The organism is Brevibacterium moorei (assembly GCF_024580735.1).
Lineage (GTDB): Bacteria > Actinomycetota > Actinomycetes > Actinomycetales > Brevibacteriaceae > Brevibacterium > Brevibacterium moorei.
The window spans coordinates 35,309-62,277 of the sequence record NZ_JANIJX010000017.1; the positions used below are offsets into that span (position 1 = coordinate 35,309).

Here is a 26,969-nt window from a genome sequence, read left to right on the forward strand (position 1 = left end):
GACTGGATGAGATGACACGGGATGCCCCCGGCGGGGCCGAGGCCCCTGTCCGGGTGCGGTACTTCGCCGCGGCCAGGGCGGCCGCCGGCCTGGCCGAGGAGACGGTGGGGCTGCGGGCCGGGGCGCTGGACGCCGCCGGGCTGCGCCGGGAGCTGGGACGGCGGCATCCGCAGCCGCCCGTCGGCGAACCCGCCCTGCACGAGGTGCTGGAACTGTCGAGCCTGCTGTGCGAGGGCCTGGTGCTCGAACCCGGCGACGAGGTCCCCGCAGGCGCGGTGGTCGATGTGCTCCCGCCCTTCGCCGGGGGCTGAGCAGGCCGCCGGTGGAAACACCCCGGTAACCCTTTGTCAGGTTTTGCCGGTGACTGTGTTTTCGGTTGGCGGAATATGCCGATGGAGTGATGCCCGTCACTTGGAAAAATAGTCTCAGCAGACAAAGCAGCCTGAAGGGACTCAGATGTCGAATCACAGTTCGCGTATCCGTATCGGTATCGACACCGGCGGTACGTTCACCGATGTCGTCGCATTCAACGAGGCGACCGGGGAATTGACCACCACCAAGACTCCGTCGACCCCGTCGAACCCCGCCGACGGTTTCATCAACGGCATCGACAAGGTGCTGGGCATGTTGGGCGCGGACGGCGAGGACATCGTGGCGGTCAGCCACGGCACCACGGTGGCCACCAACCAGTTGCTCGAGGGCAAGGTCGGCGACCTGGGCTTCATCACCACCGAGGGCTACGAGTTCGTCCTCGAGATCGCCCGCCAGGCCGTGCCCGACGGCTACGGCAACTCCTACTTCTGGGTCAAGCCCGACCGCATCGTGCCGGCCGACCTGGTCAAGACCGTGGGCGGCCGGATGGACTTCGAGGGCAATGAGGTCCGCCCCTTCGACGAGGACGCCGCCCGCACGGTGGCGCGCTGGTTCAAGGACAAGGGCATCACCACCCTGGGCGTGAACTTCCTGCACGCCTACGCCAACCCCGCGCACGAACAGCGGATGCGGCAGATCCTGCACGAGGAGCACCCCGGGGCCATCGTCTCCCTGAGCTCCGAGGTGCTGCGCGAATACCGCGAATACGAACGCTCCATGACCACCCTGGTCGACGCGGCCGTCAAGCCCAAGGTGTCGAAGTACGTGGCGAACATCCACGACCGCCTCGACCAGTACACCGGCACCGCAGCCGGCAAGCGCGCCGCGATCCCCTTCTACATCATGAAGTCCAACGGCGGCGTGCTCTCCGCCGACGAGGTCGTCAACCAGCCCATCACCCCCGTGCTCTCGGGACCCGCCGCCGGCGCCCTGGGCGCCGGGCTGATCGCCCGCGAAGCCGGCTTCGACAAGGTCCTGACCTGCGACGGCGGCGGCACCTCGACCGATGTGACCGTGGTGCTCGACGGCGACCCGGCGCTGACCACCGAGGGCTCCGTTGGCGTCTACCCCTCGAAGATCCCGATGATCGACGTGGTCACGGTGGGCGCCGGCGGCGGCTCGATCGCCTGGACCACCCCGGAGGGCCAGCTCAAGGTCGGCCCGCAGTCGGCCGGCGCCGACCCCGGCCCCATCTGCTACGGCAACGGCGGGACCGAGCCCACCATCACCGACGCCCACGTGTACCTGGGCCGGATCCCCGCGCACCTGCTCGGCGGGGAGATCCCGCTGGACGCGGACGCCGCCCGCTCCGGCATCGCGCAGATCGCCGCGAAGCTGGGCCTGTCCACGGAGAAGGCCGCCACCGGCATCCTGGAGATCAGCGCCTGGAACCAGGCGAACGCCCTGAGCCAGATCTCCGTCAAGCGCGGCCTGGACGTGCGCGACTTCATGCTCGCGACCTTCGGCGGCTCCGGCTCGCTGCTGGCCTGCCGCCTGGTCGACATCCTCAACCTGGCCGGCGTGGTCGTGCCGCTGAACCCCGGCAACGTCTCCGCCTTCGGCCTGCTGACCGTGGACGTGAAGAACGACTACGTGCAGACCCACGTGGCCAAGGACATCGGCCTGGACATCGACACGATCGCCGGGATCTTCGACGAACTGCAGACCAAGGCCACCGCAGCGCTGGACAACGAGGGCTTCGCCGCCGCCGACCACCGCTTCGACCGCTCGGTCGACCTGCGCTACTTCGGCCAGGCCTTCGAGGTCAGGGTGCCGGCCCCCTCCGGCGCGATCACCCGCGACTGGGCGGACGAGGTGACCCACGCCTTCCACGCCGAACACCGCCGGCTCTACGGCTACGACTTCGAGGGCAATGCCGATCAGCAAGTCGAATGGGTCAACGTCCGGGTCTCCGGCATCGGCCCGATCACCCGCCCGCAGATCAAGCAGATCGCCTCGGCGACCGGGGCCGCGGCCCTCGACGAGCGGGCCCGCACCGGAGAACGCGGCGTGTGCTTCGACGCGGAGGCCGGCTTCGTGGAAGCGCCCATCTACTGGCGCCCCGAACTGCTGGCCGGCGATGTCATCACCGGCCCCGCCATCATCGAGGAATTCGGCTCGACCGTGCCCCTGCACCCGGGCTTCACCGCCCGGATCGACCAGGCGGCGAACATCATCATCACCCGCAGCGCAAACCAGGAGGCAGCCAAGTGACGCAGGCAGCGCAGAACACCGTGCAGACCCCCACCGACTCCGGATCCATGCTGGGCCTTGAACCACTGACCGGCCAGGCCCTGCAGGACTACATCGAGGCCCAACCGATCAACCCCGCCGGCCTGCCGACGCCGTACGAACACGGCGAACGGCTGACCCCGGAGGGGACCTCGGTCGACCCGATCGTCGTCGAAATCGTCGAGGGCACCCTGGCCAGCGTGGAGATGGAGGTGGAGACCGCCATCGCCAGGACCTCGCGCTCGCCGATGATCCGCGACGCCCACGACTTCCGCGCCGGCATCCACGACCGGCAGCTGCGCAAGCTGACCGGCCGATCGTACTCCGCCCTGGTCCACCCCGTGGTGCGTGACTACCCCATCGACCAGATGAAGGAAGGCGACGTCTTCTTCCACAACGACGTCTACGAATCCGAAGGCGGCATCGGCCACCTGCCGGACATGTGCGTGACCGTCCCCGTGTTCGCCGACGGCAAGGTCGTGTGCTTCGTGCAGGCCTTCGGCCACCACGACGACATCGGCGGCGCGACACCGGGCTCCATGCCCTCGGCCGCGACCAGCGTGTTCGAGGAGGGCCTGATGATCCCCCCGATCAAGCTGTGGGACCAGGGCGTGCCGAACAAGTCCGCCCAGCGCATCATGACGCGCAACTCCCGGATGCCCGACTCCATCGCGGCGGACCTGGACGCGGAGTGCTCCGCCTGCCTGATGGGCGCCCGCCGGCTGTCCGAGCTGTTCACCCGCTACGGCGTGGACACCGTGGAGGCCGCCTTCGACACGATCCTGGACAATACGACGGAGATCTACCGGCGCGAGATCCTCTCGAAGATCCCCGACGGACAGTACGTGTGGGAGGACTACGCAGAACACGACGGGGTCTCCGATCCGATGCTGCACACCCAGCGGATCACCCTGACGAAGACCTCGACGGGCGGCCCGGGCGATGGCCCGCGCCTCATCATCGACTTCACCGGCACTGCGGCCCAGGCTGTGGGCCCGATCAACCACTGCGGCGACTACGTGGGCGGGAACTTCCTGAAGAAGTGGCTGGCGCCGATCCTGCGCAACCTGGCAGACACCCCGGAGCGGATGGCCGAACTGGACGTCAACGAGGGCATCGTGCCGCTCATCGAGATGCGCTTCCCCGAGAAGGGCACGCTGCTCACCCCCGTGTTCCCCGGGCCCACGAACGCCCGCACCTTCGTCATCCTGCGCCTGCTGGGCGTGCTGGCCGGCGTGGTCGCCAAGGCCGTGGACGGACAGATGCCGGCGGACCAGGAGACGATCCGCTACACCGGCGTCTACGGCAAGGACCGCGACGGCAACGACTATCTGATGCGCGAAGTGCTCGGCGGCGGCTCCGGCGGGCGCTACTACTCCGACGGCGAGGACACCATCCACGTGGTGCCCGACTCCCGCAACCTGCCCACCGAGTTCACCGAGTCCCGCTTCCCCTTCCTAGTGGAGCGCCTGGGCCTGGCCCAGGATTCCGGCGGTGCCGGCCGCTACCGCGGCGGGCTGGGCTATGAGAAGCACATCCGGATGCTCAAGGACGGACACTTCATGTCGATCGCCGACAGGTCCATCCTGGCCTGCTGGGGTGTCAAGGGCGGTCTGGCGGGCAAGCCCTTCCAGGTCACCATCGACCCGGGCGGCCCGGAGGAGCGCGAAGTTGAGGCGCTGGCCGACGACGAGCCGATCAGGGCCGGCCAGGTGGTGCGCATCCGCACCACCGGCGGCGGCGGCTGGGGCGACCCGCTGGAGCGGCCCTATGACGAGGTGCTGCGCGATGTCCGCTGGGCCAAGGTGTCCGTGGCCGGGGCGCACGACTCCTACGGCGTCGTGATCACCGGCACCGGCGACGATGTCGCGGTGGACGTCGCGGCCTCGGACGCGCTGCGCGCCGAAATGCGAGCCGGACGCACCGGCGAGGAGCCGTTCTTCGACCGCGGGCCCGGCTTCGCGGCCCTGGCCGGCGACGGGTCCCAGGCGCCGTCCGTGGACTGGCTGTGACGCGATGAGGGTACTGGTGGCCCTGGGCGGCAACGCCATGACCGGGCCGGACGGGGACGCCTCACCGGACGCCCAGCGGCGCGCGATCGCCCGGGCCGCCGTGCACCTGGCCGATCTGGTGGCGGCCGGCCACGAGGTGGTCGTCACCCACGGCAACGGCCCGCAGGTCGGCAACATCATGCGCAAGAACGAGCTGGCATCGGTCGAGCTCCCACCGGTCAGCCTGGACTGGTGCGGGGCGCAGACCCAGGGCACCCTGGGCTTCACGATCGTCAACCGGATCGAGAAGGAACTGGGTGCCCGCGGGATCGACAAGCACGTCACCGCGCTCGTCACCCGCACCGTGGTGGACCCGGACGATCCGGCCTTCGACGATCCGGTCAAGCCGATCGGGTCCTACCAGGACGCGGCCCACGCCGCGCGGATGAGCGCGCTGGGCCAGGTCTGGAAGGACTTCGGGGCCAAGGGCTGGCGGCGCGTCGTGCCCTCGCCGGATCCGCAGGAGATCCTGGAGACGCCCACCGTGACCCATCTGGTGGACGCCGGCTGGATCGTGGTGGCCGCCGGTGGCGGCGGCATCCCCGTGGTGCCCGACGGTACCGGCTACAACGGGGCCTCGGCCGTGATCGACAAGGACCTCAGCGCGGCCAGGCTGGCGCTGTCGGTGGGCGCGGACCGGCTGGTCATCGCCACCGATGTGCCCTATGCGGTCGCGGGCTTCGGCACGCCGGAGGCACGCGATATCGAACAGGTGGACGTGGCCGGACTGCGCGCGATCGCAGCCCAGGGCACCTTCGCTTCCGGGTCCATGGGCCCCAAGGTCGAGGCGGTCCTGCGCTTCGTCGAGGGCGGCGGGCCGATGGGCGTGATCGCCTCCTTGGACGCCCTGCCCGAGGCCGTGGCCGGCACCGCGGGCACGGTGGTGACGGCGTAGCGGCGGACGCCGGGCCCGGTCGGTGGCGCTCGACCCCCTCCACCAGCTGCGCCGCTTAGGATGGAGGCGATGGTCACACCGAAGAATCCACAGATCCCCGTGGTCCTGTTGGCCGCGGGCCGGGGCCGCCGCATGGGTGGGCCCAAGGGCCTGTTGCGCGACGACAGGGGCCGGTCCCTGGTGGCCTGCCAGGTGGAGTCGATCCGCCGGGCCGCCGCCCTGGAACCGCACCTGGATCCAGATCCGATCGTGGTGCTCGGCGCCGCCGCGCAGCGGGTGGAGCACCTGGTGCCCGCCGGTGCGCGGATCGTCCACAACCCCGACTGGGCCTCCGGGATGGGCGGCTCGCTGGCCGCCGGCCTGCGCGCCGTGCCGGCGGATGCGCCAGGGGCCCTGGTGATGTTGCTCGACCTGCCCCACGTCCCGGCCGAGGCCCTGGCCCGCCTGGCCGCACAGACGGACCCCGGGCAGCTGGCCCGGGCGCTGTGGAACGGCGTGCCCGGACACCCCGTGGCCATCGGCGCAGCGCACATCCCGGCGGCCATCACCGCCTGCCACGGCGATGCCGGCGCGCGCGGATTGTTCGCCGCCGCGGAACCCGCCGCCGTGAACCTGGTCGAATGCGCCGATCTGCTGGCGCCCGGCGTGCACGGGGACGCCGATATCGACACACCGGAACAGGCGGCTGCCGCAGGGTTGCGGCTGCCCGCAGCGCTGCCCGCCCAGGGACATGGGGCCGACACGCGCGAGGATGCCGGACGGGCCAGAGGAGAGCGCGCATGACGGAACGATCAGAACACATCCCGCTCGACGGTCCCGAATCCTGCCGCCGGGCGCTGGCGGCCGCCGGCTACATCGCCGACGACGCGGTGGCCACCGCCTGCTTCCTGGCGCTGGAACTGGACCGGCCCCTGCTGTGCGAGGGCGTGCCGGGGGTGGGCAAGACCAGCCTGGCCCGGGCCCTGGCCCAGGTTCTGGGCGGACCGCTGATCCGCCTGCAGTGCTACGAGGGCCTCGACTCCACCCACGCCCTCTACGATTGGGACTTCGCCGCGCAGATCCTGCACGTGCGCACCCTGGAGGCCCAGGCCACGAGCACGGGGACCGCACTGGCGGCCGCCGGCATCGAAGACGAACTGCACCGCGAGCGCTTCCTGGTCGCCCGGCCCATCCTCAAGGCCCTGCAGGCCGGCGCGCCCGTGGCTGCCGGCGCCGCGGGCGGGCGGGCGGTGCTGCTGATCGACGAACTGGACCGGGCGGACGACGAATTCGACGCCCTGCTGCTCGAAGTGCTCTCCGACTGGTCCCTGACGATCCCGGAACTGGGCACCGTGCGCGCCGCGGTGCCGCCGGTGGTGATCCTGACCTCGAACCGGACCAGGGACGTCCACGATGCGCTCAAGCGCCGCTGCCTCTACCACTGGTTCGACCAGCCGGGCCCCGAGCGGGAACGCGAGGTGCTGGCCCTGCACGTCCCACATGCCGCGAGCGGGCTGCGCGGTGCCGTGGTCGCCGCCGCCGGGCGCCTGCGGGCGGCCGATCTGCTCAAACCGCCGGGGACCTCGGAGACGATCGACTGGTTGCGCGCCCTGCACGCCCTGCGGGTGGACGAACTGGACGAGCCGGCGCTGCGGGCGAGTCTGTCCGCGGTGGTCAAGGACGCCGCAGACATCCCCGTGGCGCGCGAGGTCCTGGGCGTGACCGGCGGTGCCTGAACTGGCCCGGGTGCTCACGGACTTCGCCGCAGCGCTGCGCGCCCAGGGGCTCGCCGCCGACCCCACCAGAGTGGGCCTGTTGCTGCGCGCTGTGGCATTGGTGGACCCGCTGGACGTGGCGCAGGTGCGCGCCGCGTCCCGGACGATCATGTGCTCACAGCGGGAGCACCCGGCCGTACACGACCGCGTCTTCGACCGCTACTTCGGCCTGGCCGGCCGCCGGCTGCCGCGTTCGACCCCGGACGAGGTCCGGGTCCCCACGGCACAGGAGGGCGCCGGCGGGCAGGACGGGGAGGAGGGCGCGGGGCCCATCGTGCCGCAGGCCAGGGCGGCGCGCACCGAACTGCTGCGCCACGTCGACCTGGGCGCCTCCGAACTGGCCGGCGAGGCGCTGGCCCTGATGGAGCGGCTGGAGCTGCGCAGTCCCCGGCGGCGCTCGCACCGCGTCCGCCCTGCGCCGCGGGGCACGCCGGATGAGCGGCGGACCCTGCGGCTGCTGGCCCGCGGACGCGAACTGGACCGACTGCCCACCGCCCGGCCCCGGGTCCGGCGCCGCCCGGTGATCGTGGTCGCCGATGTCTCCGCTTCGATGGACGAATGGCTGCCGGCGCTGTTGCGCTTCATGCAGCGGGCCGTGGTGGAGATCGACGCGCGCGCCTTCGCCCTTGGCACCCGGCTGACGCACCTGAGCCCGCGGCTGACCGGGCCGGGCGGGGTGGCGGCGGCTCAGCGCGCCATCCCGGATCTGGCCTCGGGCACCCGGCTGGGCGACGGGCTGCACGAGCTGGTGGACTCCCGGTGGCGCGAGGCCGTGCGCGGCAGCGTGTTCGTCCTCATCAGCGACGGCTGGGAGCGCGGGGACTGCGCCGGGCTGGAGGCGGCGGCGGGCCGGATCGGCCGGCTGGCGCGGCACTTCGTGTGGATCAACCCGCGGGCCGGGCGCACCGGCTTCGCCCCCGAGATCCGCGGGATGCGGATCGCCCAGCGCTACAGCGATGCGCTGATACCCGCGACCACGGTGGCCGATTGGCAGCGGGCCTGCACCCATATCGCGATGGAGAGGGAGATGCGATGAGCACTGCGAACCCACCGGGGACTGCTCCGGGGGCTGCCCCGGGCGGCGAAGCGGGTCCGAGCACGGATCCGAGCACAGCCGAACTCGCCGGCACCCTGCTCGACTGGCTGCACACGGACCGGCCCTTCGCCCTGGCCCTGGTCGTGCAGACCTGGTCCTCGGCACCGCGGCCGGCCGGGGCGCTGATGGCCGTGGCCGCCGACGGGCAGGTGGTCGGCAGCCTGTCGGGCGGCTGCGTGGAGGGCGCGGTGCACGAGCTGGCGCTCGACGTCCAGCGCACAGGAGGCGCTGCCCTGGCCCATTACGGGGTCAGCGACGACGATGCCTTCGCGGTGGGCCTGGCCTGCGGCGGCAAGCTCGACGTGCTCGTCACCGCGCTGGGCCCCGGCGACCGGGAGGCCCTGGCAGCCCATCTGGCGGCCGGCCGGGCGGGCGGCCCGAGCGCCCTGGCGGTGCGGCTGCCGGCCGGGCCCGGTGAGCCCGATCCGGCGGGGCCGCACCTCATGCGGATCGGGCCCGGTGGTGCGCCCGGGGCCGCGGACAGTTCCGCGAGTCCAGGCGCCGCCGCAGGGACCCTGGGGGACTCGGGGCTCGACGCCCGGATCGGGACTCTGGCCACTGACCTGATCGGCACCGGCGCCACCCGGGTCCTGCAGCCCGCGGACGGACCGCGGGTGCTGGTCACGGCCTCGGCGGCACAGCCGCGGCTCATCGTCTTCGGCGCGATCGACTACGCCGCCGCCCTGGCCGAACTGGGCCGGTTCCTGGGCTACCGGGTGACCGTCTGCGACGCCCGCGCGGTGTTCGCCACCGCCGCGCGCTTCCCCGCCGCCCACGAGGTCGTCGTGGCCTGGCCGCACCGCTATCTGGCAGCCGAGGTGGACGCCGGGCGGGTCGCGGCCTCGACCGTGGTGGCGGTGCTCACCCACGACCTGAAGTTCGATGTGCCCGTGCTGGCCCAGGCCCTGGCATCGCCCGCGGCGTACATCGGCGCGCTGGGCAGCCGGCGCACGCACGCCCTGCGCGTTCAGGCCCTGGCCGAGGCCGGGGTGGCCGCCGAGGACATCGCCCGGATCCACGCGCCGATCGGCCTGGACCTGGGTGCGCGCACCCCGCAGGCCACGGCCGTGTCGATCTTCGCCGAGGTGATCGGCGCGGCAGCCGGCCACACCGGTGGGAGCCTGAAGGATTCCGTCGGCCCGATCCACTGACCGGGCCGGCGACCCCGGGGCCGGGCCGGAAACCCGACCCCGGGCGCTGGCTCAGGCCCGCTGGGCCAGGGTCTCGATGCCGGTGGTGAAGCACTCGCGCGGGGGATTGACCAGCCCGGCGCCCACCTGGCCCACACCTGCGACCCGGCCGGCCATGCCCGTGTTGATCTGCGGCAGCACGTTCGTGCGCAGCACCTTGACGATGTCGATGCCGGAGGGCACGCCGCGGAACTCCAGGATCGGGATCTGGTGGACCGGGTGCTCGCCCAGGGTGATCTCGTACATCCGCTGCGTGGTCTCCACGGCGAAGGGCACGTCCCCGCCCACCAGGCGCACTACGGCCGGTGCCGCGGCCATGGCCAGGCCGCCGATCCCGGCGGTCTCCGTGATGGCGGAGTCGCCGATGTCCGGGTTCGCGTCCTCGGGTCCGTAGGAGCCCAGGAACAGGCCCTCGGCGATCTGCGCGGGACCGGTGTACCAGGTGTCACCGGTGCCGGCCAGCTGCACGCCGAACTCCGTGCCGTTGCGCGCCATGGTCACGACCATGGACGAACCGGCCACGCCCTTGGCCGCGTGCATCGCGAGCTTGCAGGTGGGCATCACCAGGTTGAGCGCGAAGTAGTCATTGGCGCCCAGGAAGCGGCAGACCTCGGCCAGATCGGAGGACTCCCAGCCGTCCAGGTTCAGCAGATCGGGCATCAGATCGCGCAGGAACAGCAGGGTCGCCGTGCGGTTGCGGTTGTGCCCCTCATCGCCGGACTGCAGCATCTGGGAGACATAGTATTTCGTGTCGATCGGACCGTGCGCGGCCACCGCCGCGCCCAACACAGGGCCCAGCACATCGCGCATCCAGCGCAGCCGGGTGAGCACCTCGTCGTTGTTCGCGCCGTAGCGCAGCACTTTGCCCAGGCCCTCGTTGAGCGAACAGTAGGCGCGGCCGCCGTAGACCGGGTCGCGCAGCTCGAACATCCACATCGAGGGGCTGACCACGCCGGCCATCGGGCCCACCGCATCGCGCGAATGGCACGGGGCCATGGTGAAGCGGCCGTCGGCCAGGCCGGCCTCGGCCTCCTCGAGGGTATCGGCCAGGCCCTCGAAGACCACTGCGCCGGCCAGCGCGCCGCGCATCGGGCCCGAGGCGTTCTCCCACTGCAGCGGCGGGCCCGAGTGCAGGAACTCGTTGTCCGCCAGGCCCAGGCATTCGCGGGCGGGCCGTAGACCCACCAGTTCCGCTCCGGCATTCAGGATCCGCTCGAGCGCCTCCTGGTTCGCCGCCAGTCTCCGGGGATCGGACATCACCCGGTAGATCGCGGCGGCATCGCCCAGCGGCGGCTGCCAGGGGACCTCGGTGACGTCGACGGCCTGGGCGCGCAGGGCATCGGCGAACAGCGCCACGCCCACGGTGGCGACCGTGGGCTCCCCGTCGAGCAGGCCGTGCAGCGCCGGGCCGGCGGCCTCGGCCGCGGCGGTCAGGGCGGACTCCGCACCGGCGGCAGCCGGCGCAGACCCGGCCGGCGCGGCTGCGGCCGGCTGCGCGGACGCGACGCCCAGCAGTTCCAGCGCCCGACGCACGGCCTGTGCATTGGAGGCGTAGACCTCGGCCCCGGCGGCCACCAGCGTCTGCGCCGTGGCGGCGAGGTCCTGCGGATCGGCGGGCGTGCCCAACAGGCTCACGACCACCGGCAGGTTCCGGCCGGAGTCCGCCGCGGCGGCCCTGGCGTCCGAGATCGCCGCGGCCAGATCAGCCGCCGGGTCCTGATGGGCGCCATGGCCCAGCACCAGATCCAGCACCAGGACGCCGGCGTGTTCGGCCTGGGCGCGGATCGCCTCGAGGCGCAGGCCCGGATCGATCATCGGGTGGGCGCGCCCCTGGGTCATGGCGTCGTCGCCGAAGTCCACCACGGCATGACCGGTGGCCGGAATCCGCGCGCCGTCGATGCGCGGGGCGCCGGCCAGCGGGATGTTCGAGGGAATGGGGCCCAGCCCGGCCGCGGCGATCAGCATGGCCTCATCGGCCAGGGTGCCGCCGCAGAACAGACCGCGCAGCGGGCCGGCGACGTCTCCGGCCGCAGTGGTGCTCTCCGGCAGCCAGCGCGGCCACCGGGGTGCGGGGTGTCCGGCCGCGGCCAGGGCGTGCTCGACGCCGGCCGTCAGATCGGGGGAGTCCGGGCCCAAGACGGCCCAGCTGACCGCCAGGCCCAGCTCGGCGGCCAGGGATTCGACCTTGGCCACGACCTGCGGATCGGCCGGTTTGGACACGACGACGACGTGCTCGGTGGCGGGATCGGCGGCCAGGGCGCGCAGCGCCTGCTTGGTCGTCAGACCGCCGACCTGCGCGCTCAGATCGCGTCCGCCTGTGCCGATCAGATGACTCACACCCACACCGGCCGCGTCGAGCAGCGTCGAGACCTGCTGGGACCCGGTGCCAGAGGCCCCGACGATGCCGAAGGAGCCGGCGGCGACCCGGTTGGCGAAGCCCAGACCCGCGCCGCCGATGATCGCGGTGCCGCAATCGGGGCCCATCAGCAGCAGATCGCGCTCGCCGGCGTAGCGCTTGAGTTCGACCTCGGTGGCGACGTCGACATTGTCGCTGAACAGCAGGACGGAACTGCCGGCGTCCAGGGCGGCCCTGGCCTCGATCCCGGCGTAGGCGCCGGGCACGGATACCACGGTGAGGTTGGCGCCGGCCCGGTCCACCGCGGACTCGACCGTCAGCGGGGGCTGGACGCCCGCGCCGAGGCCGCCGGCGGACTTCGCCGCGGCGGTCAGTTCCGCGAAGGCCGAGTCGACGGCGGTGCGCCCGGCGGCCAGGGTGTCCTCGTCGGTGGCGCGCAGGGCGATGACCAGGTCGTTCGGGGTGACGTCGGCGGGTACCGGGAAGCCCACCCCGCGCATCAGTTCCAGGTTGAGTTCGGTGCCCATGCCGATCAGGGCATCGGTGATTCCCTCCGTGGTCTGCTTGACCCGGGTCGAGACTTGCATGAGGGCGACGGAGTCGAAGTAGAGGCCGGCTTTGACGTCGAGGAGTTCGGGCACGGGCTTGTCCCTTTCGATCGGGGTGGATGGACGTGGACGTTTGGTAGTGCAGGATGCGCTGGTGCGGTTCACGGGGCGGCGCGCGCGGTCGCGGTGGCCGGGTCCGCCGGAGCCTCCGGTGCGCCGCGGGCCCGGTGGGCCAGGGCCGCTCCCAGCAGCAGGTCGTATCCGGAACTGTGGCCGATCCCGGAGACCAGTTGCAGGGCCGGTTCCGGGTCGGTGAGATCCGCGAGCGAGGCGATCGCGCGGGCCGTCTGCGGCAGGCAGTAGCCGGCCAGGGCGGCTTCGATCAGCGAGGCCGACAGCGCCGGGGTGCGCGCGTAGAGCAGGGGGCCGGGCAGGTGTTCGCGCAGGAGCGCCAGCGCGCTGTCCTGCCCGCCGGCGCGCAGGGCCAGGGCGACACCGCAGAGCAGATCGTCGCCCGAGGGCGTGCTGCCGGGGCCGAAGCCCAGCAGGTGGTGCACGGCGGAGGTCAGGGCAGGGGACCGCTCGGTCAGGGCGGCCAGCAGTTCCCGGCCCCGGCGGGCCAGGTCGGAGTGCCCGGTGTGTGCGGCGATCGTCGCGAGCACTTCGGCGGCCCCGCCGGCTGCGGCCCGTGGCGCCGCGGCGGGCGAAGGGCGGGCGGCCACCGGCTGTACCCGCCGACGGGCGATCCTGGTGGGCCGCCAGGTGCGGGCCGCGCGCAGCTGCAGGCCGTCGGTCTCCAACGCCCGCACGAGCCCTGTCCGGTCGGTGTGGACCAGGACCGGATCGCCGGTGGAGATTCCGGCCAGGTGCCGGTGGTCCAGTCCGGGGCAGCGCAGTCCGGTTGGCAGCTCGAGGGCGCCGGGGCCCAGGACGGGCAGCACGCGCGGGCACGGTCCGGTGGTGCAGACGTAGAAGCCGGTGCCGAAGATCTGCAGAACGGCACCCGGCAGCACGGCTTCCGACCGGACCGTGCGGGGCCGGCCGGCAACTGGGGCCCCGGCCACCGGACTCGGGGTCGGCGGGGTCGAAAAGGGCAGGGGGGAGGCCGCCGCCGGGATGATAAGTGATCTGGACCTCACTTTCCCAGGTTATCGCGGGCTGCTAGGGTCCAAGCATGTCAAACGATGCCAAGAAGAGGCCCGATTTGCAGCAAGAAATGCTACTCGAGCTCGAGGGTGTCGAAACGGTGGCGCTGACGGTCCGCGAAGTGCTTCAGCTGCCCAGCATGCGGGGCTGCACCGTGGTCGCCGGTCGCGCGGGGCTGGACCGGCTGGTCGAGAAGACCAATGTCATGGAGGTCCCCGACATCCTCCCCTGGGTCAAACCGCGCGAACTCCTGTTGACCACCGGATATCCGCTGCGGGAGGCCCCCGACGCCCTGGTGGAGTTGCTGGGCCGCGTCGAAGCGGCGGGGGTCTCTGCCCTGTGCATCAAACCGGGTCGCTATATCGACCGGATCCCACCGCAGGCGCTGGCCGAGGCCGAACGCCTGTCCCTGCCCATTCTGGAGCTGGGCGAGGGCGTGGGATTCGACGAGATCATGCACGAGGTGCTCTCCTCGAGCCTGAGCCGGGGCGTAGCCATGATCCGGCTGGCCGAACACACCATGCGGGAACTGGTCAACGTGGTCGTCGGCGGTGGCGACCTGACGGACGTGTGCCGGATGCTCATCGAGCGCATCGGCTTCGCCGCGGCCGTCACCACCCTGGACGGCCGCCTCAAGGCGATGGTGGCCGAATCAGATGCCGAACGCGAACGCCTGCTGGGCCTGAGCTGCTTCGACGAATCCGGCAGGTTCATCGTCGAGGACGAGCCGGCCAGGGCGGCCAGGTCCCAGGGGCAGGTGTTCTGGGGCAACTGTCAGATCCTCGATGACGAGCGGACGCTGGGCCGGATCGTGGCGTTCTCCGACCGGACCCCGGGGGACGTCGAATTCCGGGTGCTGGAGCAGGCGGCCGCGGCCGCCGCCCTGGTGCTGGCCCGCGAGCAGTCGGTGGCGGCGGTGGAGAGCAAGTACCGCAGCGACTTCGTGCTCGAAGTGCTGCGCGGGCACATTGCATCCCCGGAGCGCACGGTGTCACATGCGAAGTCCCTGGGATGGGACCTGGACCGTGAACTCAACGTGGTCGTCGCCGAGGCCGATCCCAGCGATGACAGCGTGGCCGCCGACGATCTGTCCCAGTTGCAGACGCTGTTCGCCCGCGCCTGGTCCTCTGTGGTCTCCGCCGACGATCCCCATGCGGCGGTCGTCGGGTCGGGCGATCAGGTGATCCTGCTGCTGGCGGCGGCCGACCGCGACGAGATCGTCGAGCGGGTGCGCGCCTACGCCACCGCGGTGCGGGGGCGCGGCGGCGGTGGCCGGAGGGAGTTCTCCGTGGGGATCTCGCGGCCCACCGCGGACGTCGTCGACCTGGCCGATGCCTATCAGCAGGCGACCAGGGCCCTGGACGTGGGGCGTCAGCTGGGGGCCGGCCACAACTTCAGCCACTTCGACGGACTGGGCGTCTACCGGTTGCTGCTGCACGTGGGGCAGAAGGAGGAACTGCGCGCCTTCGCCCAGGAGACCTTGGGCGTGCTGGCCGGCGATGACAAACCGGAATACGCGGACCTGCGGGAGACCCTGCAGGCCCTGCTCGACCACAATCTCAACGTCGCGGAGACGGCACGGGCGCTGTTCTTCCACTACAACACGCTGCGCTATCGGATCACCAAACTCGAACGCATGATCGGTCCATTCACCCGTGATCCGCACCTGCGGCTCGCCGTCGAACTCGCCCTGCAGATCGTCAAACTTCCATAGGGCCGACCGGGCCGTCTTTGGCAGAATCTGTGGGTTCGGCAGTGGTTCACACCACATAGCCTGGGGTATGAGACCTTCGTTCGATCAATGGTGATGAAGAACCCGGGAGCATTCGTGGCGATATTCGGTTGGACCGTCCATGGCGATGGCAAGCATGTGAAACAGGGTGAGGTCGTCAAGACCTATGAGCGCCTCACCTGGCCGCGGACCATCGGCTTCGGAGCGCAGCACGTGGTGGCGATGTTCGGCTCCACGTTCATCTTCCCCATCGTCATGGGGCTCAACCCGCAGCTGGCGGTGATGATGAGCGGGGTCGCCACCATCATCTTCCTGCTCATCGTCAAGGGCCGGATCCCCAGCTATCTGGGAACGTCCGCGGCCTTCGTCGGAGGCGTCGCGGCGGTCCACGCCCAGGGCGGGACGCCGCAGGAGGTGACCGGTGCGATCATGGTCGCCGGCATCGTCCTGGCCCTTGCCGGCGTCTTCATCCACCTGGTCGGCGCGCAGTTCCTGACCAAGGTCCTGCCACCTGTGGTGGTGGGCGGGGTCGTCATGCTCATCGGTTTCAACCTGGCGCCCGTGGTGGCCAGGACCTACTGGCCCCAGGACCAGTGGATCGCCCTCATCGTCATGCTCTTCACCATCGTCATCGCCGTCGTGGCCAAGGGATTCCTGGGCCGGATGGCGGTCCTCCTGGGCCTGGTCTTCGGATACCTGCTGTCGTGGGTGTTCGACCGTGCGTTCGGCCAGATCACCTCCTTCAGCTCCTCCGCAGGAGAGGCGACGACGCACTGGCGGGTCGATTGGTCCTCCGTGTACGCGGCCGACTGGTTGGGGCTGCCCCCGATGACGGATGCCGCGGCCGGGGTCGTGGGCTTCCACCTGCCGGTCTTCAACGCGGCGGCGATCATCGTCATGCTGCCGGGGGTGATCGCCCTGGTGGCGGAGAACGTCGGACACGTCAAAGCGGTCGAGGAGATGATGGGGGAGCCGCTGGACAAGTACGTCGGGCGGGCGGTCGTCGGCGACGGGGTGGCGACCGCCGTCGTCACCATGGTCGGCGGTTCCCCGACGACGACCCATGCGGAGAACATCGGTGTGATGGCCGCGACCAGGGTCTACTCCACCGCCGCCTACTGGGCGGCGGCCGGTATCGCGATCCTCTTCGGGTTCTCCCCGAAGTTCGGCGCGCTCATCTCATCGGTGCCCGGCGGCGTGCTGGGCGGGATCATGGTCGTCCTGTACGGCATGATCGGGCTGCTGGGGGCCAAGATCTGGATCGAGAACAAGGTCGACTTCGCGCGGCCGGTCAATATGGTGCCGCTCGCCGCGGGCGTCATCATCGCCATCGGCGATGTCAGCCTGAAGTTCTCGGAGACATTCACCCTGTCCGGGATCACCCTGGGCACCATCGTCGTGCTGGTGATGTACCACCTGGGCCGCTGGCTGACGGACCGGTCGGCCGGCAGGGCCGGTGCGGCCGCCGACCCCGGCGTTCGCAATGTTAAGCGCGAGTAAATGACCGCGCTCGTATGAGCAAACCTTGCCTGCGGACACCATTCGTCTTTGGCATATCTATCTGTGACCTGCGCCTCACGGCTGTCCTAGAGTGTGGGATACGGCGCGGCCTGTCAATCACGGAACCCCCACCTCGGCGCCACCGGCTAAGGAGCACAGCATGGCGATATTCGGTTGGAAACTACACGGCGACGGCAAGACGATCGCCCCCGGCGACGCGGTCGCCCCCAGTGAGCGGCTGACGTGGCCGCGCACGATCGGACTGGGCTTCCAGCACGTGTTCGCGATGTTCGGCGCGACCTTCGTGTTCCCGGTCATCATGGGGCTGAACCCGCAGCTGGCCGTGATGATGTCCGGCTTCGGCACGATCATCTTCCTGCTCATCGTCTCCGGGAAGGTCCCCAGCTACGTCGGCACCTCGGCTGCCTTCGTGGGCGGCACCGCCACTGTCACCGCTCAGGGTGGCAGCCCGGCACAGGTGACCGGCGCGATCCTGGTCTCCGGCGCCGTCCTGACCCTGGTGGGCGCCTTCATCCACTGGATCGGCGCCAGCGCCCTGACCCGGGTCCTGCCTGCGGTCGTCACCGGCGGCGTGGTCATGCTCATCGGCTTCAACCTCGCGCCCGTGGTGGCCAACACCTACTGGCCCCAGGACCAGTGGGTCGCCCTGCTGGTGATGGCGTTCATCATCCTGTTCTCCGTGTGCATCAAGGGATTCATCGGCAGGGTCGCGGTGTTCCTCGGCCTGATCTTCGGCTACCTGCTCTCCTGGCTGTTCGACACGGTGTTCGGCAAGATCACCTCCTTCGACGCGGGCGCCGGCGAGGTCACCGAGCACTTCCGCATCGACTGGTCCGGCGTGCAGTCCGCGCCCTGGATCGGCCTGCCCCCGGTATCGGATGAGGCGGCCGGCGTGGTGGGCCTCCACCTCCCCGAATTCAACGCCGCCGCCATCGTCGTCATGCTGCCGGCGATCATCGCCCTGGTCGCGGAGAACGTCGGCCACGTCAAGGCGGTCGAGGAGATGACCGGCGAGAAGCTGGACAAGTACACAGGCCGAGCGGTGATGGGCGACGGCGTGGCCACCATGGTGGCCACCGGCGTCGGCGGTTCGCCCACCACCACCTACGCGGAGAACATCGGCGTGATGGCCGCGACCAAGGTCTACTCCACCGCCGCCTACTGGGTGGCCGCGATCGTGGCGATCGTCTTCGGGCTCTCCCCGAAGTTCGGCGCGCTCATCGCGTCCGTGCCCGGCGGTGTGCTGGGCGGGATCACCGTCGTGCTCTACGGCATGATCGGCATGCTGGGCGCGAAGATCTGGATCGAGAACAAGGTCGACTTCTCCAGCCCGCTCAACATGGTCCCAGTGGCCGCCGGCATCATCATCGCAATCGGCGACGTCAGCCTGAAGTTCAGCGAATCGTTCACGCTCTCGGGCATCGCCCTTGGCACCCTTGTGATGCTGGTCATGTACCATGTGGCGCGCTGGCTGGCGCCCAAGGACATCAGGGAGGCGGCCGAGTCCGATGTCGGTGGAACCGCTATCAGCGTCGGCTCGAAGGGCCTGGAGGAACGGGTTTCCGAGGAACTCCGGCAGGATCGGAAACACTGAAGGAAGAAGTCGACGAGGCAAGTGATATAAGGAATGAAGCCGTCCCCATTTACCATCCATCGGCCCACGAGCGTGGAACAGACCCTGGAACTGCTGAGCGAGTTCGGCGCCCACGGCAAGATCATCGCCGGCGGCCAGAGCCTGGTCCCCGTGCTCAATATGCGGCTCGCAGCACCCGAACACCTCATCGACATCACCGCGGTCAGCGGACTGTCCGACATCGTCGTGCACGATGGCGACGTCGAGGTGGGAGCCCTGGTCAGCCATGCCCGGCTGGAACACGATGAGCGCGCCCACGCCGCACAGCCCGTGCTGCGGGCGGCCCTGAAGTGCGTGGCCCACCCCGCGATTCGCAACCGGGGGACCACGGTGGGCTCCCTGGCCCACGCCGACCCCAACGGGGAGATGCCGATGATCCTGGCGCTGACCGGCGGGCACGTCGACGTGGTGAGCAGCAGGGGGACGCGCAGCCTGGAGGCCGCCGAACTCAATGTGGGCCCGTTGGAGACCTGTTTGGAATCCGATGAGCTCATCGTCAAGGCGGTGTTCGGCGGTCTGGCCCCCGGCCAGTCGGCGGACTTCGCCGAACTCACCAGGCGCACCGGCGACTACGCCCTGGCCGGGGTCGGCATGGTCCTGAGCGCCGATCCGGACACCGGCGAGTTGACCGGGCTGCGGGCGGGCTTCGTGTCCGTGACCGACCTGCCCGACATCCTGGACCTGGGCGGTGTCGTGGCCGGGACCCAGCGGGCCGAGGCCGCCGCCCTGGTGCCCACGATCGCACAGGCGGTCGAGGAGTTCGTCGATCCGGTGGGCGACATCCATGCCACTGCGGACTATCGGCGCCACCTGGCCGGGGTGATGGCCGGTCGGGTTTTCACAGGACTGATCTCCGGGGCCGTCCCCGGAAGGGAAACGGAGGAGGCGGCATGAGCGCCGAAACGCTGAACAGGATCCGACTGACCGTCAACGGCGTCGATCACGATCTGGACGTCCCCGACCGCAAACTGCTCTCCGATGTGCTGCGCCAGGACCTGGAGCTGACCGGCACCCATGTGGGGTGCGAACACGGGGTGTGCGGGGCCTGCACGGTCCAATTCGACGGGGTTCCCGTGCGCTCGTGCCTGGTCTTCGCGGCCAGCGCACAGGGCCACGAGGTGACCACGGTCGAGGGCATCGGCAACGATCCTGAGCACCCCTCGCCCGTGCAGCAGGCCTTCATCGACTGCCACGGCCTGCAGTGCGGATTCTGCACGCCGGGCTTCATCACCACCATCGACGCCTTCATCAAGGACAACCCCCACCCAACGGAGGAGGAGTCCCGCGAGGTCGTCTCCGGCAATCTGTGCCGGTGCACCGGCTACCAGAACATCGTCAAGGCGGTGCAGCGCGCCGCCGAACTGCAGGAACAGGACAAGGCCCTGGCCGCGGGTTCCAGCGCGCCGTCCGGGAGCGGCGGCTGTTGCGGCGGGGGCTGCTGCGGGGAGGGAAGCGCCGAATGACCACCAGGATGTTCGGGCAGAAGATCAAGCGCCGCGAGGACCCGCGCCTGGTCACCGGGAACGGCCGCTACGTCGACGATTTGGGCGCCGGCGCCCTGGTCGCGGCCTTCGTCCGCAGCCCCCACGCGCACGCGAGTATCGTCGACATCGATGTCACCGACGCCATCGACGTCGACGGGGTCGTGGCGATCTGGACCCACGAGGACCTGCCGGGCGATGCCGCGGAACGCCTGCCCATGCTGCTGCCCCACCCCTCCATCGTCAATCCCATGACCGGATACGCCCTGGCCCGCGATCACGTGAACTTCGTGGGCGAGCCGGTGGCCATGGTCGTGGCGGAGAACCGCTATATCGCCGAGGACGCGGCCGGGCGGATCTCGGTCGACTACGAATTCCTGCCCCCGGTGGTGGGAGTCGACCAGGCCCGTGCGGCGCAGACCGCGGTGCACGAGGGCATCGAGGACAATGTCGCGGCCCACTACCAGCAGACCGTCGGCGATGCACCCGGTGCCATCGCCTCGGCCCCGCACAGCCTGGAGCTGGAACTGGAGGTGTCCCGTTCGGCCTGCATGCCGATGGAGGGCAAGGGTGTGGTCGCCAAATGGAACACCGAGGACGGCACCCTGCTGCTGCACTCCTCGACCCAGACGGCATCGGGCCTGCGCGCGGCGATCGCCGCGAAGCTGGGCCTGCCGCTGACCAAGGTCGAGGTCGTCGCCCCCGACATCGGCGGCGGCTTCGGCGTGAAGATCAACCACCCGTGGCCGGAGGAGCTGGCCTGTGCCTGCGCCGCGCGCGCCCTGGGCACGACCGTGAAATGGACCGAGGATCGGCGCGAGCACTTCGTGTCATCGGCCCATGAGCGCGGCCAGATCCAGGAAGTCCACGTGGGCTTCGACGACGAGGGCCGGATCCTGGGCCTGGACGTGAAGTTCTGGCACGACAACGGCGCCTATCTGCCCTATGGCGTGATCGTCCCGCTCAACACCTCCACCCACATCATGGGTCCCTACGACATCGCGAACTTCAACGTCGAATGGTGGTCGCTCTACACCAACTGCGTGATCGTCACCCCCTATCGCGGGGCCGGGCGCGTACACGCGACCTTCATGATGGAGCGCACGATGGACGCGATCGCCGATGAGCTGGGCCTGGACCGGGCACAGGTGCGGTTGAACAACTTCGTGCGCGAATTCCCGCACCCCATGGGCGTGGTGATGCAGGACGGCGCCGAGGGCTGCCTGGACTCCGGGGACTTCCTGACCTCGCTGGACAAGCTCAAGGCACTGGTCGGCTGGGACGAATTCGAGGACTACCGGAACCGGGCCAGGGCCGAGGGCCGCCACGTGGGCATCGGAATGGGCGCCTATGTGGAGAGCACGGGCGCCGGGCCCTATGAGGGCGGCCATATCGAGATCGAATCCTCCGGCCGGGTCAATGTGTGGACCGGCCTGACCACCCAGGGACAGGCACACGCCACCGTGTTCGCCCAGATCGTCGCCGATGAACTGGGCGTGCCGATCGACACCGTCCACGTCACCACGGGCGACACCAGGAAGATGCCCTACTCCGTGGGCACCTGGGGTTCGCGCGGCGGGGTGATGGCGGGCAACGCCCTGCACGTGACGGCGAAGAAGGTCAAGGCCAAGGCGCTGAAGATCGCCGGGGACCTGCTGGAAGTGTCCCCGGAGGACCTGGAGATCGTCGACGGCACGGTCCAGGTCAAGGGGGACCCGTCGGCCTCGATGCCGCTGGCCTCCGTGGCGGTGCTGTCCAATCCGCTGCGCTACGCCTTCGACGAGAGCGCCAAACAGGCGACCCAGTTCGCCAAGCCCGCCGATCCGAACACCCCGCCGATCAAGCCGGGGGAGGAGCCGGGCCTGGAGGAACAGGACTACTTCTCGCCCCTGCGCTCGACCGTGGCCAACGGCATGCACGCCGCGATCGTGGAGACGGACCCGGAGACGGCCGACATCACGATCCTCAAGTACTGCGTGGTCCACGACTGCGGCCCGATGATCAACCCGATGGTCGTCGAGGGCCAGGTGCACGGCGGAGTGGCCCAGGGAGTGGGCGGGGCGCTGTACGAGAAGATGGCCTACGACGCCGACGGCCAGCTGCTCAACGCATCGTTCATGGACTTCCTCATGCCCTTCGCATCGGAGGTCCCGAAGGTCGAGACGGACCATCTGGAGACCCCGAGCCCGCTCAACCCCCTGGGGATCAAGGGCGCGGGCGAAGCGGGGGCGATCCCCGTGGTCTCCGTCATCGCCTCGGCCATCGAGGACGCCGAGGGCTTCGAGATCCGCAGCATGCCCATCGACCCGTCGACCCTGTGGGAGCTGCGCCGGAAGCACGCCGCCGGCGCCGTTCCCAGTCTGCACCGGGCCTGAGCGTCGGGGTCACGCGCTCCGGCTGCGGCGCTCCGGCGCGGTAGCCGCAGCCCGGCTCCCGCAGTCCTCACCGCATCATCACCGTATCGATCACCGCTTAGAGCACAGAAGGAAATCACACCATGGAGATCACCGCCACTGCCCATATGGAAGCCGATCCGCAGACCGCCTGGGATGCGTTCCACGCGGAGTGGGTGCTGGCGCGCACGATCCCCGGCGTGGAGTCGCTGACCCCCGCCGGCCCCGGAGCCTATGACGTTGTCATGACCATGGGGGTCGCGGCGATCAAGGGCACCTACAAGGGCTCGGTCGGCTTCTCCCAGGAGAAGGAACCGGAGTCCTTCGTGATGTCAGCCAAGGGCCAGGGCGGCCCCGGCACGATCGGCGCGGACGTCACCGTGCAGATGGCCCCCGGCGCGCAGGGCGGCACCGACATCACCTGGAGCGCCGACGCGGTCCTGGGCGGGGCGATCGGCGGAGTGGGCCAGCGGATGCTCACCGGGGTGGCCAAGCGGATCGCGGCCAAGTTCTTCAAGGACATCGACCAGGCGATCAAGGACGGCCCCGATGCCGGCAAGGCCGCGCCCGGAGCCGAGGCCGCCGGCGCGGACGGTGCCGCAACCGCCGCAGCCGCCTCCGGCGGCGAGGCCGGTGTCGCCGCGGGACAACCCGCAGCGCCCGCGGGAGCCGTACCCGCCCCGGTCGCCGGCGGCTATCCCGCCCCGTTCGGCGCCTATCCCGTTGCCGCGGCACCCGCGCGCGGCGGAATGAACGAGTTCTTCGCGGGCGCCGTGGTGGGCGCTGGCGCCGCACTGCTGGGCACGTGCATCGGCATCCTGGCCGGCCGGAAGTGACGTCCGAACTGGACTACCTGTCCCTGCGCGAACTGGCGTGCGGATTGCGCTCCGGCGACGTGCGCGCCGGTGAGGCGATGGAGGCCCACCTGGACCGGATCGTCGAGGTCAACCCCGTGCTGGGCGCGGTGGTGACCGTGGACGCCGAAGGGTCGATGGCCTCGGCCAGGGCGGCCGAGGCCCGCCTGAACATCGCGCGGCGGCGCGGCGACACCGCCGGGCTGCCGCCCCTGCTGGGCGTGCCGATGACGCACAAGGACACGCACGATACCGCGGGAATGCGCACCACCTACGGCTCGCCGATCTTCGCGGAGAACGTGCCCCGGCGCGATGCGCTGATCGTCGCGCGCCTACACGCGGCCGGAGTGATCGGCACGGGCAAGTCGAACGTCCCGGAATTCGCCTGCGGGGCCCACACCTTCAATCCGCTCTTCGGCACCACCGTCAACCCCTATGACCTGAGCCGGTCAGCGGCCGGCTCCTCCGGCGGCGCGGCGGCCGCGATCGCCGCGGGTGTGCAGGCCGCGGGCGACGGTTCCGATACCGGCGGCTCCCTGCGGATGCCCGCCTCGTTCAACAATCTGGTGGGGCTGCGGCCGTCCAACGGCTGGATCCCGCACACCCTGCCCGGCAATCCCTGGGAGTGGCTGAGTCAGGCGGGCTTCATGGCGCGCACGGTCGGCGACGTCGCCTGGCTGATGGACCTGGTGTCCGGACCGGACCCGCGGGCGGAGACGGACCGCCACGAACCGGGCCGATTCGACCTGCCCGAGTACACCCAGCCGGACTTCCAACCGGATCTTGGGGGACGGCGGATCGGGTTCGCCCCCGATCTGGGCGGCCTGCTGGAGGTCGACGCCGAGGTCGCCGCCATTGTGGGAACCGCTGCCGAGGTGTTCGCCGGGCTGGGCGCTGACCTGGACGGGACGGTCCCCGACCTATCGTGCGCCGGCGAGGTGTTCGCTGTGGCCCGCGCCTTCGAGTTCGGCCTGAATTACGGGCACCTGCTGGCCGAGCACGCCGATCAGATGAAGCCGGCGCTGCGGGGGAACATCAGGGCCGGGCTCGAATTGGGCCCCGAACGGATCTTCGCGGCGGTCCACGCCAGGGGCCGCCTCTGGGCGGCCGTGCAGGATTACTTCGCCGACCATGCCGCGCTGGTGACCGTGACCAGCCAGGTGCTGCCCTTCGACGCGGAACTGGAATTCCCAGCCGAACTGGCCGGGCATCCGGTGCGGGACTATCTGTCCTGGATGGACGCGACCACGTTGATCTCGGCCACGGGCTGTCCCGCGGTGAGTGTGCCCGCCGGGTTCAGCGCCTCCGGTCTGCCGGTGGGCCTGCAGATCATCGGCGCGCCGGGGGATGACGCGGGCGTCCTGCAGATCGCCCACGCCTTCGAAGTCGCGACCGGCTACGGGATGCGCCGGCCAGGGCCGCTACCCGGCCCGTCGGCGCACAGGCTGCCCGGCGGCGGGCCGGCCGCATAGAATCGAGCCATGCCACAGACCCCTGCCCCCGCCCTGCGCGTCGAGGAGTACCGAGCCCGGATCTGGGATCTGGTGCACGTCCTGCGCCGGGTCGAAACCGTGTCGATCGCCGATCTGGCCGCCGCTCCCACCCCCGTGGTGCTGGCCCATGATGTGCACAGTCCGCTGGCTGTCCCGCCGTTCGACAATTCCCAGATGGACGGTTTCGCGGTGGACAGCTCCTTCGCCGGCGGGGCCCAGTCGGGCGCAGGGCCCGCCGGCGGGGTGGCGGAGTTGCCGCTCATGCCGATGGTCACCGCGGGCAGCCCGCCCCCGGCCCTGGAACCCGGATATGCGATGCCCGTGATGACGGGCGGGCGCATCCCCGCCGGGGCGGACTGTGTGGTGCCGGTGGAGGAGACGGAAGCAGGCTTCGCACACCGGGAGAGCGTGCGCCTGCGGGCCGATGCGCAGCTGAGCCCGGGGCGATTCGTGCGCACGGCGGGCAGCGACACGGCCCCGGGCGCGTTGATCGCCACCGCGGGAACGGTCCTCACGCCCGCCCTGCTGGGCGTGCTGGCCAGCGTGGGCCTGGCCGAGGTGCCCGTCCTGGCGCCTGTGCGCATCGCCCTGGTCTCCACCGGCGACGAGGTCGTGGCGCCCGGGCAGGAGCGGGGCCCGGCCCAGATCTACGATGCGAACTCCTTCGCCGCGACCGCCGCACTGAACGCCGCGGGCGCCACGGTCGTCCACGTGCTGCGGGTGCCAGACGACCCGCGCCTGCTCTTGGACCGGATCGCCGCCATCCGGGCAGACGTCGACCTGGTGGTCTCGATGGGCGGGATCTCCAAGGGAGCCAAGGAAGTGCTCCGACTGGCCGCGGACCTCGAGGCCGAGCGAGCGGGTGAGCAGGCCGCGGGCGCGGAGCCGGCGGGTGCGGAACCTGCCGAGTGCGGCGAGCTGACATTCGCCTCGGTCGCCATGCAGCCGGGCGGACCCCAGGGCTGTGGCCGACTGGCCGGACTGCCGTGGATCGCAGCCCCCGGCAACCCCGTGTCCACCCTCATCACCATCGAGATGTTCATCCGACCCGCACTCCTGGGCATCGCCCCCGGAATCGCGCCCCGGCCGCACATGCGGGCGCGATTGAATGCGGAGTCGGGTGAGGCCTCGCCTGTGGCGAATACCCAGGTGCGCAGGGCGCTGCTGTGCGAGGACGGCACCGTCACCCTGCAGGGCGGGCCGTCCTCGCACCTGCTGGCGGCCTATGCGCGGGCCGATGCGCTGGCCATCATCCCGGTGGGCGTCGACCGGGTGGAGCCCGGAGAGGAACTGGACGTGTGGAGGATCGGATGAGTGAGGACGGGGCAGTGAACCTGTCGCATATCGACGAACAGGGCAGGGCGCAGATGGTCGACGTGTCCGCGAAGGCACAGACCAAGCGGGTGGCGCTGGCCACGGGAACCGTGCGGACCACGCGGGAGGTCATCGAGCTGATCTCCTCGTGCGGCCTGCCCAAGGGCGAAGCACTGCAGGTGGCCAGGGTCGCGGGCATCATGGGGGCCAAGCGGACCCCCGAACTCATCCCGCTGTGCCACACCCTGCTGCTCTCCGGAGTCGAGGTCGAATTCGAGCTGGCGGAATCCGCCGTCCACATCAGCGCGCGCGTCAAGACCTCCGGGCAGACCGGGGTGGAGATGGAGGCGCTGACCGCCGTCAGCGTGGCGGCCCTGACCGTGTTCGACATGATCAAGGCGGTGGACAAGGCCGCGGTGCTCACCGACATCCGCGTCGAGCACAAGTCCGGCGGCAAGTCGGGGGAGTGGGTGCGCGATGAGCGGAACTGACGGGCCCTGTTATCGGATCGCACAGGCGGCAGACCTGCTGGGCGTCAGCCCCGATACCGTGCGGCGCTGGATCGCCGCGGGACGCCTGCCGGACGGCAGTGACGAATCGGGGCGGACCGTGGTCGACGGTGCCGGTCTGGCCCAGCTGGCCCAGGAGCTGAGCACCGCTCCCGAGGGCGTGCACCAGTCCGCGAGTTCGGCCAGGAACCGTTTCGTGGGCCTGGTGACGGGGATCAAGAAGGACACCGTGATGGCCCAGGTGGACATCCAGGCGGGCCCACACCGGGTGGTCTCCCTGATCTCCCGCGAGGCCCTGGACGATCTGGGCCTACAGCTGGGATCTTTGGCAGTCGCCACCGTGAAGGCGACGAATGTCATCGTGGAGAGTCCTGAAAGTTAAGGCCCCGATTCGGCAAG

General features: G+C 70.7%; 21 protein-coding genes. 19 read left to right on the forward strand and 2 right to left on the reverse strand.

Annotated elements, in window-relative coordinates:
• Positions 1-11 precede the first annotated feature (11 nt).
• The 8 genes from NQ034_RS11530 (at position 12) to NQ034_RS11565 (ending at position 9,551) form a co-directional block, all read left to right on the forward strand.
• Positions 12-311, forward strand: a complete 300-nt coding sequence (locus NQ034_RS11530; protein ID WP_257048995.1) for a MoaD/ThiS family protein — start codon at positions 12-14, stop codon at positions 309-311.
• A 145-nt stretch (positions 312-456) separates the two neighbouring features.
• A complete protein-coding gene (locus NQ034_RS11535) occupies positions 457-2,586 on the forward strand; it encodes a hydantoinase/oxoprolinase family protein (protein ID WP_257048996.1) in 2,130 nt (709 codons plus the stop codon).
• Entirely contained in the window at positions 2,583-4,616 is a 2,034-nt protein-coding gene (locus NQ034_RS11540) for a hydantoinase B/oxoprolinase family protein (protein WP_257048997.1), read from the forward strand. Before NQ034_RS11535 ends, NQ034_RS11540 begins: the two co-directional genes overlap by 4 nt.
• A 4-nt stretch (positions 4,617-4,620) precedes the next feature.
• Complete coding sequence (locus NQ034_RS11545; RefSeq protein ID WP_257048999.1) at positions 4,621-5,550, forward strand: carbamate kinase; 930 nt, start codon at positions 4,621-4,623, stop codon at positions 5,548-5,550.
• 69 nt (positions 5,551-5,619) lie between these two features.
• A complete protein-coding gene (locus NQ034_RS11550; RefSeq protein ID WP_257049000.1) occupies positions 5,620-6,333 on the forward strand; it encodes a nucleotidyltransferase family protein in 714 nt (237 codons plus the stop codon).
• Positions 6,330-7,265, forward strand: a complete 936-nt coding sequence (locus NQ034_RS11555) for an AAA family ATPase (RefSeq protein ID WP_257049002.1) — start codon at positions 6,330-6,332, stop codon at positions 7,263-7,265. The genes NQ034_RS11550 and NQ034_RS11555 overlap by 4 nt, the downstream gene beginning before the upstream one ends.
• Positions 7,258-8,340: a VWA domain-containing protein gene (locus NQ034_RS11560; RefSeq protein WP_257049003.1), complete on the forward strand. Its 1,083-nt coding sequence runs from the start codon at positions 7,258-7,260 to the stop codon at positions 8,338-8,340. Before NQ034_RS11555 ends, NQ034_RS11560 begins: the two co-directional genes overlap by 8 nt.
• Positions 8,337-9,551 (forward strand): XdhC family protein, encoded by a 1,215-nt coding sequence (locus tag NQ034_RS11565; protein ID WP_257049004.1) that lies wholly within the window; start codon positions 8,337-8,339, stop codon positions 9,549-9,551. Before NQ034_RS11560 ends, NQ034_RS11565 begins: the two co-directional genes overlap by 4 nt.
• 51 nt (positions 9,552-9,602) lie before the next feature.
• On the opposite strand, the gene NQ034_RS11570 is transcribed toward NQ034_RS11565, so the two are convergent.
• On the reverse strand, positions 9,603-12,587 hold the full coding sequence (locus NQ034_RS11570; RefSeq protein WP_257049005.1) for a bifunctional FdrA/YlbE family protein: 2,985 nt from the start codon (positions 12,585-12,587) through the stop codon (positions 9,603-9,605).
• A 68-nt stretch (positions 12,588-12,655) separates the two neighbouring features.
• Positions 12,656-13,633: an oxamate carbamoyltransferase subunit AllH family protein gene (locus NQ034_RS11575; protein WP_257049006.1), complete on the reverse strand. Its 978-nt coding sequence runs from the start codon at positions 13,631-13,633 to the stop codon at positions 12,656-12,658.
• A 35-nt stretch (positions 13,634-13,668) separates the two neighbouring features.
• Between NQ034_RS11575 and NQ034_RS11580 the strand changes: the two genes are divergently transcribed.
• From NQ034_RS11580 to NQ034_RS11630, 11 genes are all read left to right on the forward strand, one after another.
• Positions 13,669-15,354, forward strand: a complete 1,686-nt coding sequence (locus tag NQ034_RS11580) for a PucR family transcriptional regulator (protein WP_257049007.1) — start codon at positions 13,669-13,671, stop codon at positions 15,352-15,354.
• A 114-nt stretch (positions 15,355-15,468) separates the two neighbouring features.
• Complete coding sequence (locus NQ034_RS11585) at positions 15,469-16,872, forward strand: uracil-xanthine permease family protein (RefSeq protein ID WP_257049008.1); 1,404 nt, start codon at positions 15,469-15,471, stop codon at positions 16,870-16,872.
• Between the two features lie 160 nt (positions 16,873-17,032).
• On the forward strand, positions 17,033-18,487 hold the full coding sequence (locus NQ034_RS11590) for a uracil-xanthine permease family protein (protein ID WP_257049009.1): 1,455 nt from the start codon (positions 17,033-17,035) through the stop codon (positions 18,485-18,487).
• A gap of 33 nt (positions 18,488-18,520) precedes the next feature.
• Positions 18,521-19,420 carry an FAD binding domain-containing protein gene (locus NQ034_RS11595; RefSeq protein ID WP_257049010.1) on the forward strand — a complete coding sequence of 300 codons (900 nt, stop codon included), beginning with the start codon at positions 18,521-18,523 and terminating at the stop codon, positions 19,418-19,420.
• Positions 19,417-19,989, forward strand: coding sequence for a (2Fe-2S)-binding protein (locus NQ034_RS11600; RefSeq protein ID WP_257049011.1), 573 nt, complete (start codon positions 19,417-19,419; stop codon positions 19,987-19,989). The genes NQ034_RS11595 and NQ034_RS11600 overlap by 4 nt, the downstream gene beginning before the upstream one ends.
• Complete coding sequence (gene cutA, locus NQ034_RS11605) at positions 19,986-22,382, forward strand: aerobic carbon-monoxide dehydrogenase large subunit (protein ID WP_257049012.1); 2,397 nt, start codon at positions 19,986-19,988, stop codon at positions 22,380-22,382. Before NQ034_RS11600 ends, cutA begins: the two co-directional genes overlap by 4 nt.
• Before the next feature lie 122 nt (positions 22,383-22,504).
• Positions 22,505-23,236 carry an SRPBCC family protein gene (locus NQ034_RS11610; protein WP_257049013.1) on the forward strand — a complete coding sequence of 244 codons (732 nt, stop codon included), beginning with the start codon at positions 22,505-22,507 and terminating at the stop codon, positions 23,234-23,236.
• Positions 23,233-24,726, forward strand: a complete 1,494-nt coding sequence (locus tag NQ034_RS11615) for an amidase (protein ID WP_257049014.1) — start codon at positions 23,233-23,235, stop codon at positions 24,724-24,726. Before NQ034_RS11610 ends, NQ034_RS11615 begins: the two co-directional genes overlap by 4 nt.
• 9 nt (positions 24,727-24,735) lie before the next feature.
• The gene (locus tag NQ034_RS11620; RefSeq protein ID WP_257049015.1) at positions 24,736-26,061 is read left to right on the forward strand and encodes a molybdopterin molybdotransferase MoeA; all 1,326 of its coding nucleotides are present in this window, start codon (positions 24,736-24,738) and stop codon (positions 26,059-26,061) included.
• Complete coding sequence (gene moaC / locus NQ034_RS11625; protein ID WP_257049016.1) at positions 26,058-26,552, forward strand: cyclic pyranopterin monophosphate synthase MoaC; 495 nt, start codon at positions 26,058-26,060, stop codon at positions 26,550-26,552. Before NQ034_RS11620 ends, moaC begins: the two co-directional genes overlap by 4 nt.
• Complete coding sequence (locus NQ034_RS11630; RefSeq protein WP_257049017.1) at positions 26,539-26,952, forward strand: TOBE domain-containing protein; 414 nt, start codon at positions 26,539-26,541, stop codon at positions 26,950-26,952. The genes moaC and NQ034_RS11630 overlap by 14 nt, the downstream gene beginning before the upstream one ends.
• The last annotated feature ends 17 nt before the right edge of the window (positions 26,953-26,969 follow it).

Excerpts from the sequence above, each read along its gene's own strand:
- NQ034_RS11530 (WP_257048995.1), top strand. The coding sequence starts at position 12 with ATGACACGGGATGCCCCCGGCGGGGCCGAGGCCCCTGTCCGGGTGCGG.
- NQ034_RS11535 (WP_257048996.1), top strand. The coding sequence starts at position 457 with ATGTCGAATCACAGTTCGCGTATCCGTATCGGTATCGACACCGGCGGT.
- NQ034_RS11545 (WP_257048999.1), top strand. The coding sequence starts at position 4,621 with ATGAGGGTACTGGTGGCCCTGGGCGGCAACGCCATGACCGGGCCGGAC.
- NQ034_RS11550 (WP_257049000.1), top strand. The coding sequence starts at position 5,620 with ATGGTCACACCGAAGAATCCACAGATCCCCGTGGTCCTGTTGGCCGCG.
- NQ034_RS11555 (WP_257049002.1), top strand. The coding sequence starts at position 6,330 with ATGACGGAACGATCAGAACACATCCCGCTCGACGGTCCCGAATCCTGC.
- NQ034_RS11565 (WP_257049004.1), top strand. The coding sequence starts at position 8,337 with ATGAGCACTGCGAACCCACCGGGGACTGCTCCGGGGGCTGCCCCGGGC.
- NQ034_RS11580 (WP_257049007.1), top strand. The coding sequence starts at position 13,669 with ATGTCAAACGATGCCAAGAAGAGGCCCGATTTGCAGCAAGAAATGCTA.
- NQ034_RS11590 (WP_257049009.1), top strand. The coding sequence starts at position 17,033 with ATGGCGATATTCGGTTGGAAACTACACGGCGACGGCAAGACGATCGCC.
- NQ034_RS11595 (WP_257049010.1), top strand. The coding sequence starts at position 18,521 with ATGAAGCCGTCCCCATTTACCATCCATCGGCCCACGAGCGTGGAACAG.
- NQ034_RS11600 (WP_257049011.1), top strand. The coding sequence starts at position 19,417 with ATGAGCGCCGAAACGCTGAACAGGATCCGACTGACCGTCAACGGCGTC.
- cutA (WP_257049012.1), top strand. The coding sequence starts at position 19,986 with ATGACCACCAGGATGTTCGGGCAGAAGATCAAGCGCCGCGAGGACCCG.
- NQ034_RS11610 (WP_257049013.1), top strand. The coding sequence starts at position 22,505 with ATGGAGATCACCGCCACTGCCCATATGGAAGCCGATCCGCAGACCGCC.
- NQ034_RS11620 (WP_257049015.1), top strand. The coding sequence starts at position 24,736 with ATGCCACAGACCCCTGCCCCCGCCCTGCGCGTCGAGGAGTACCGAGCC.
- moaC (WP_257049016.1), top strand. The coding sequence starts at position 26,058 with ATGAGTGAGGACGGGGCAGTGAACCTGTCGCATATCGACGAACAGGGC.
- NQ034_RS11630 (WP_257049017.1), top strand. The coding sequence starts at position 26,539 with ATGAGCGGAACTGACGGGCCCTGTTATCGGATCGCACAGGCGGCAGAC.